Source organism: Mycobacterium sp. TH-M82 (assembly GCF_057473605.1).
In genome coordinates, this window is record NZ_JBYCKY010000674.1 from 1 (window position 1) to 6,978 (window position 6,978).

A 6,978-nucleotide genomic window follows, 5' to 3' on the forward strand; every position below is an offset into this window, starting at 1 on the left:
GGCCGACAGCCGAGCGCAAAGAGCACGTCGCGGACATCGTCCACACCGCAAACCAGCAGATCACAGCCCTGCCCGACCACCGGACTACAGATAACACAAGAGCGCCTCAACCGAGAAATCCGGCGGCGAACCGACGTCGTGGGCATCTTTCCCGACCGGGCATCGATCATCCGCCTCGTCGGGGCCGTGCTCGCCGAACAACACGACGAATGGATCGAAGGCCGCCGCTACCTGGGCCTAGACGTGCTCACCCGCGCCCGCGCAGCCGCGACCAGCACCGACCAACCCAGCCCCCAGCAAACCGACGACACCCCAGCCCTGACCACCTAGACTGTCCCACGAAGGGTCACGCGATCGAACGCACTCTTACACCACTCCAGTGGACATGACCAATCAGCTCCGGCCCGTTGTCCATGCGCAGCACTAGCGGAGGCCCCGCCGGCCGCGGCGAAACACGTGCGCAGTTCGGCGATCAGACGTTCGGCGGTGATCGAGCGCTCCACGATGTTCAGCAGCGATTCACGGGTGTGCTCATCGAGCATCGACGCGATCTTGACGACCTTGCCGTCGATGGTGGAATCAAACTGGAAATCCAACGCTCACACCACCTTCAGGGCATCAGTAACCACTTCCGGCGCCGACGACATGCCAGCCCGCTTGCGTGGACTGTGCACGCGCCGCTGTAGGCCCTTTTCCTTCCACAAGCGGTGCACCTTCTTCTTGTTCACACCGCGGGTGCTCATCATGGCGCAGCGCGGCCCAGGCCCGCCGAAACCCATGACACTGATGGGCAGTGGAGTAGGTGCGCAGCCATCGCCGCAGATCAGCGTCGGGATCATCCGGTGTCAGCGCAACCGGGGTCCTGCGATAGGTGGAACGGGCGAGCCCGACCGCTGTGCACGCCAGCCGCTCGGACATGCCCCGAACCTCTTTGAGCATGTCCACGGCACGGCGCTTGGCGGCCGGGCTCAAAATTTTCCCTTGGCCACCTCGCGCAAAGCGTCCTTTTCTAGCTCAGCTTCGGCCAAAAGCCGCTTGAGCCTGGCATTCTGTTCACGCAATTCCCCTCTCTGTCAGCCTGGGTTGAGGCACCCGCCCCCTGACATTTAGTGACTCGAGGGCGGGGATGGAGAGGCTCCCCGAAATGACGAACAAGGTGACGACGTTGGCCCGAGCGACCGGGATCGAAGATCCTGGTGGGGTGGCTGACGATGCAACGCAACGCCCCGACCCGGAGGTGCCCGAACGCGCCCGGCGGCGGACGTTCACCGCCAAGTACAAGCTGGAGGTACTCGCTGCCTACGACGCGGCACCCGAGGGTGAGAAGGGCGCGGTGCTGCGCCGTGAGGGGCTGTACTCCAGCCACATCACTGAGTGGCGCAAAGCCCGCGACGCCGGCGCGTTGGCGGGACTGGCCGCCCCACGCGGGCGCAAGCGCCGTGATCCGGCCGCCGAGCAGATCGCCCGCCTGCAAGCCGAAAAGCAGCGACTGGAGCAGGAGCTGGCCAAGACCCGCGCCGTGGTGGACGTCCAGGCAAAACTGCACGCGCTCTTGGAGACTCTCTCCGAGAGCGCGGATACCGATCCGAGGTCGACACCATGACTGATCAGGCCGTCATGGAGTTGGCACCGCAACTGGGCGTGCGGGCCGCCTGCGAAGCAGTGGGTACCGCGCAGGCCACTACTACCGGCGCCACCGGCAAAGCCCGCCACCGGCACGGCCAGAGCCCATCCCGCACCGCCAACGCCACCAGCTGCGGGCGCTGACCGCTGCCGAGCAGCAGGCCATCCTCGATACGCTGCACAGCGACCGGTTCGCCGACGTCGCGCCGGCTGAGGTGTGGGCCACCTTGCTCGACGAAGGTGTCTACCTGGGCTCGCAGTCGACCTTCTACCGGCTGCTGCGCCAAGCCGGCGAGGTGCGTGAGCGCCGCGCCCAGGCCACCCATCCGGCGAAGGTGAAACCCGAACTGGTCGCGAACGAGCCAAATGCGGTGTGGTCGTGGGATATCACGAAATTGCGTGGCCCAGCGAAGTGGACCTATTACTACCTGTATGTGATCTTGGACATCTTTTCCCGCTACGTCGTTGGCTGGATGGTCGCCAGCCGCGAATCGGCGGCGCTGGCCGAGGTGCTGATCCGCCAGACCTGCGCCAAGCAAGGCATCGACCGTGACCAGTTGACCATCCACGCCGACCGCGGTAGTTCCATGACCAGCAAGCCAGTTGCGTTCTTGCTCGCCGATCGCGTTGTCACCCAGTCACATTCGCGGCCGCACGTCTCCAACGACAATCCGTTTTCGGAGGCCCAGTTCAAGACGCTGAAATACCGGCCCCCGACTTCCCCGAGCGATTCGGGTCTATCGAGGCCGCCCGAATGCACTGCGACCGATTCTTCCGTTGGTACAACCACGAGCACAATTTTCTGGGGTTAGCTGACCTGTTGTGTGACGTTGCATAGACCGGCGACACGGGCCGGTTCTGCAACAGATCTCCCGGGCTGTGGTGCTCGTGGCTGGTAGTGGTAAAGCTGCCTGCTGCGAGAGGAGATCAGGGTGCGGGCATTTCCGGTGAGGTTGCCGTCTGGGGTGAGGTACTGGACGGTGCTCGATGAGGATCTGGCCGTGGTGGCCGATGCGGACGCGTTCTTGCGCCATGTCCGATTCGGTCGTGACGGCTCGGAGTTGACCACCAGGTCATATGCGGGCGGGATCGCGTTGTTCTTGCGCTGGTGTGCGCGCACGGGCCGGCATTGGCATGACGGGGTGGCGGCGTTGGGGCTGTTCATCACCTGGCTGCGCCACGCCGGACCGCAATCCAGCGGTGTCGAGGTCGTGGTGGGCGGGCAGGTGCTGGCTGGTCCGGGCACCGAACCGGTGCGCGGGGCGCGGCGGATCAACGGCGTGCTGGCCGCGGTGCGGGGCTTTGTCGCCCACGCGGTGGCATCCGGGCGGGCGTCTGGCGAGCTGATGCCGCTGATCTATGAGCTGGCTGACGAGCGTGATCTGCCCGCGCAGGCTCGCGGTGAGGAACATCGGATGGCCTGGCGGATGCGGGCGCGGCATCGGTTGCACGAGCCAGAGGCGATGGTGGACCGGGCCAGCGATGCTGAGATCGTGGCACTGCTGGGCGCCTGCCGCTCGGCGCGGGACCGGCTGATCGTGGTGTTGATGGCCCGGGCGGGGCTGCGGCGCGGCGAGTTGTGCGGCCTGCGGCGCTCGGATGTTCACCTGTTGGCCGATTCGCGGCTGCTGGGTTGTGAGATGCCGCGGGCGCATCTGCATGTGGTGCGCCGGGAGAATCCGAACGGGGCGTGGGCCAAATCCCGCCGCCAGCGGGTGGTGCCGCTGGATTTTCTGGCAGTGCAGCTGTTCGACGTCTACGATTTCGAGCGGTTTGCGGTGCCGCGGGCCTCTGAGTCGGATTTCTTGTTGGTCAACCTGTTTCGCGAGCCGATCGGCGCACCGATGCGCCCGGATGCGATCAATGAGGTGATCGCCGCCTGCTCGCGACGGGCCGGGATCGAACATATGACGCCGCATCGGCTGCGCCACGCGTTCGGCAGCAACCTTGCCGACGCCGGTGCCGGCCTGGACGAGATCGCCGCCCTGATGGGGCATGCGGCGATGAGTTCGTCGCAGGTCTATCTGCATCCCGACCCGGTCCGGCTGCGCGAGGCTGTCGAGCGGGTCCGCAGTCCCCGCGAGCTGACCGGGACGGACCGGTGAGCGCCGCGCCGGTGCCAGCCGGCGCGGTTGTTGCTGGCGGTATGCACGTGTTCGCCGCCGCGGGGACCGATCGGCACGCTGCGGCGATCGCGGCGGTGATCGATCCTGCGTTTCTCGCCGAGGCCGGCTGGGACCCGCAACGGCGGGTGCTGTCGTTCACGCCGGAGCATCCGTTGTTGGGACGCGCTGTCTGCCGCGCGGCGGGCTGTTCGACGACCGCGCCGGCCTCGTCGCGGATCTGCTTCTCGTGCCGGCGTCGGCTCGCCGAGCACGGGTTTGGTGATGATGAGATCGCCTCGCTTCCCCCGCGGGATCGCGAACGATCGGGGCGCGGACCGGATGCATGTGTCGTGGATGGTTGTCGACGGGAGTGGGAGTCGGCGAACTCCGGGTTGTGTCGCGCGCATGCAGAACAATTGCGCGCCTTGCCGGTTGTCGATGTCGACGAGTTCTGTGCTCACCGGCAAACCCGCCCGCTTGCGCCGTGCGGGCCGTGCGTGGTCGCGGCCTGCACCCGACAGCGACGCAACCCCGACGGGCTCTACTGCGAGGCGCACCAGCAGCGGCTGCGCACCCTCCGCGCACGCGACCCGCATCTGGATGAAACACGATGGCGGGCAATCGAACCGGCGATCGGGCGCGGTGGTGAGGTTAGTCTGCGTGGCTTGCCGCCGCTGGTGGTGGCCGAATTGCTGGTGGGCTTGCAGCAGCGCTGCCGGATCAACGCCGTCAAAACCAGCGACGCGGTGCTGCGGGCAGTGTGCAACGATGTCCGCCGCCAGCAGGTGCGCTCGTTGGCCGACTACGCCATCGGCGACGGCCGCGGCCTGGAGTTCACCGGGCTGGCCAACTGCTTGATCGGGCATGCTCGCCGGGCCCTGTCGAACCCGGAAACCGAAGTCGCTCAAGATGAATGGGATCTGACGGTGTTTGGCCATCACGGCACGGTGTCGTTTACCGGCATCAGCCAGGTCTGGCTGCGGGAGTCGGCCAAACGGTGGGCCGCTGACGACCTGCCGAAACGACGCGTGCGACCTGGGCGGCGCACCAGCGCTGGCCTGGCCGTGCGTCACTACATTGGTTGTCTGGTGCGGCTGTCGGAGTCGCTGCGCATGCGTGACGACCGTGGCGAACACCCAGCGGCGTTGGGGCGAGCCGACATGGAGGCGTTCTTGCACCGGCTGGCCTACCTCGAATCGATCGGGCAGATCAGCGGCGACGCCCGGATCCGGGCCTGCCGGGAGGTCCGCGGGGTGCTTACCCGCATCCGGGCAATGGGGCTGACCCGGCCCGGGGCCATCGCGGCCAGGCTGGGCGAGGACTTCGTGATCGGGCATACGGATGTGCCCGCCGAACCCGAACCGCCAGAACCTAACCGGGACCTGCCACCGGAAATCATGGCCCAGCTGTGCGCACGCCTAGATGAACTGACCTCACCGGAGATACGCGCAGCGGTCGAGTTGGCCATCGACACCGGCCGCCGTCCCGAAGAGATCTGCGAGTTGGACTTTGATTGCCTGACCCGAGACGACGACGGGCAGCCCGTGCTGATCTATGACAACCATAAGGCCAACCGCCCCGCACGGCGCCTGCCGATCAACGAGCAGACCGCCGCGGTGATCGTCGCCCAGCAGCAACGAGTCCGGTCCCGCTACCCGGACACCCCGATCGGCGAGCTCAAGCTGCTGCCCACCGATCGCCGCAACCCCGGTGGACGCCGCGCGATCACCAGCTTTAGCCTCGCGTTCGCCCACCGCACCTGGGTGGACCGAATGCCGGTGCTGCACAACGCCGACGGCATCGAATACGACAAGACCAAGATCGTGCTTTACGCCTACCGGCACAGCTACGCCCAACGCCACGCCGACGCCGGCGTTCCCGTTGAAGTGCTGCGGGAGCTGATGTCGCACCGCAAACTCGACACCACCAGCGGCTACTACCGAGTCGGGGAAACCCGCCGCCGCGAAGCCGTCGACCGCGTCACAGCGATGCAGTTCGACCGACACGGCAACCGCATCTGGCGGCAAGCCCAAGCATTGTTGGACTCCGAACACGCCCGCCGCGCCATCGGCGAGGTCGCCGTCCCGTTCGGCGTCTGCGCCGAACCGTCCAACGTCAAGGCCGGCGGCGGCGCCTGCCCGTTCCGGTTCCGCTGCGCCGGCTGCGACCACTTCCGCACCGACGTCTCCTACCTGCCCGACCTGCACGCCTACCTCGACGACCTGCTACGCACCCGCGAACGCCTGATCGCCACCACCGACCTCGATCCATGGGCACGCGCAGAGGCCATGCCCTCCGAGGAGGAAATCCGCCGCATCCGCCGCCTGATCGAGCAGATCAGCAACGGACTCGATGAACTCGAACCCGAACAGCGACAACAACTTCAACAAGCCGTCACCGTCGTGCGCCGCCACCGCAGCGTCACACTCGGCATGCCCCGCACTCGCCAACCCCTGCCCGAGCTGCGCCCGGAGAGAACCCCATGACCACCACCACCCCTGCCGTCGACGCGATGATCGACGGACGACGAGCCGACTCCACCAGACGCCGCCAGCGCGTCCTTTCCGCGCTCGACACCGCCATCAAGGACGGCGCCGAACTCAGCGTCACCGACATCGCTCGCCGCGCCGGAGTCGACCGCACGTTCCTCTACCGCCACCGCGACCTGCTTGAGCGCATCCATGCCGCCGAAACCCAGCCACCCGACAAACCCGACATCGGACCCCGGGTCACCCGCGTATCACTGCAAGCCGACCTGCTCGCCGCCCAGCAACGCTGCACCCGCATGGCCGCACGCACCCAACAACTCGAGACACGGCTGTCCGAACTACTCGGCGAACAAGCCTGGCGGGCAACCGGACTCGGCGCACCCACCGACATCGACCAACTTCAGCAACGCATCGTCACACTCGAACAACAAATCGTCGAGATGCGGCTGCACCTCGAAGAACGCGACCAAGACCTCGCCGCAGCCCGCGCCGCCAACCGCGAACTCATGGCCCAGCTCAACGTTTCCCAGCCGACCGGATGACACGCCAGGCTCGGTGCTTGCACCACACCTGTTGCGCACCATATCGTTCAAGAATCAGCCGCGAGAACTGCGGAAACGCGGGAGTCTACAGCGCGCCTCAGGCCGCGACCCCTAGAGAACCGGCGTCACTCAGCGCTGGGCTACCTCACCCCCGCCGAGTACGCTGCCCGATGCAGCCACACCCATCACCCCGTGGCCTGCGAGATCAACTGAAATCGG

6 protein-coding genes and 1 pseudogene are annotated in these 6,978 nt (G+C 66.8%); 5 read left to right on the forward strand and 2 right to left on the reverse strand.

Annotated features, from left to right (window positions below):
- The coding region (locus tag AC2VON_RS19770) for a transposase (RefSeq protein ID WP_486954469.1) at window positions 1-330 on the forward strand (330 nt) is incomplete at its 5' end.
- Here AC2VON_RS19770 and AC2VON_RS19775 read toward each other — a convergent pair.
- Window positions 327-596, reverse strand: coding sequence for a hypothetical protein (locus tag AC2VON_RS19775; protein ID WP_428899672.1), 270 nt, complete (start codon window positions 594-596; stop codon window positions 327-329). The genes AC2VON_RS19770 and AC2VON_RS19775 overlap by 4 nt on opposite strands.
- Before the next feature lie 3 nt (window positions 597-599).
- Window positions 600-839 carry a hypothetical protein gene (locus AC2VON_RS19780; protein ID WP_428899673.1) on the reverse strand — a complete coding sequence of 80 codons (240 nt, stop codon included), beginning with the start codon at window positions 837-839 and terminating at the stop codon, window positions 600-602.
- Window positions 840-1,183: 344 nt separating this feature from the next.
- Here AC2VON_RS19780 and AC2VON_RS19785 point away from each other — a divergent pair.
- The 4 genes and pseudogenes from AC2VON_RS19785 to AC2VON_RS19800 form a co-directional block, all read left to right on the forward strand.
- Window positions 1,184-2,434 (forward strand): annotated as a pseudogene (locus AC2VON_RS19785) (IS3 family transposase); the annotation flags it as partial.
- Between the two features lie 136 nt (window positions 2,435-2,570).
- On the forward strand, window positions 2,571-3,728 hold the full coding sequence (locus AC2VON_RS19790) for a tyrosine-type recombinase/integrase (protein WP_486954470.1): 1,158 nt from the start codon (window positions 2,571-2,573) through the stop codon (window positions 3,726-3,728).
- Complete coding sequence (locus tag AC2VON_RS19795) at window positions 3,725-6,214, forward strand: tyrosine-type recombinase/integrase (protein WP_486954471.1); 2,490 nt, start codon at window positions 3,725-3,727, stop codon at window positions 6,212-6,214. The genes AC2VON_RS19790 and AC2VON_RS19795 overlap by 4 nt, the downstream gene beginning before the upstream one ends.
- Window positions 6,211-6,759 (forward strand): DUF6262 family protein, encoded by a 549-nt coding sequence (locus tag AC2VON_RS19800; protein ID WP_486954472.1) that lies wholly within the window; start codon window positions 6,211-6,213, stop codon window positions 6,757-6,759. The genes AC2VON_RS19795 and AC2VON_RS19800 overlap by 4 nt, the downstream gene beginning before the upstream one ends.
- Window positions 6,760-6,978 lie beyond the last annotated feature (219 nt).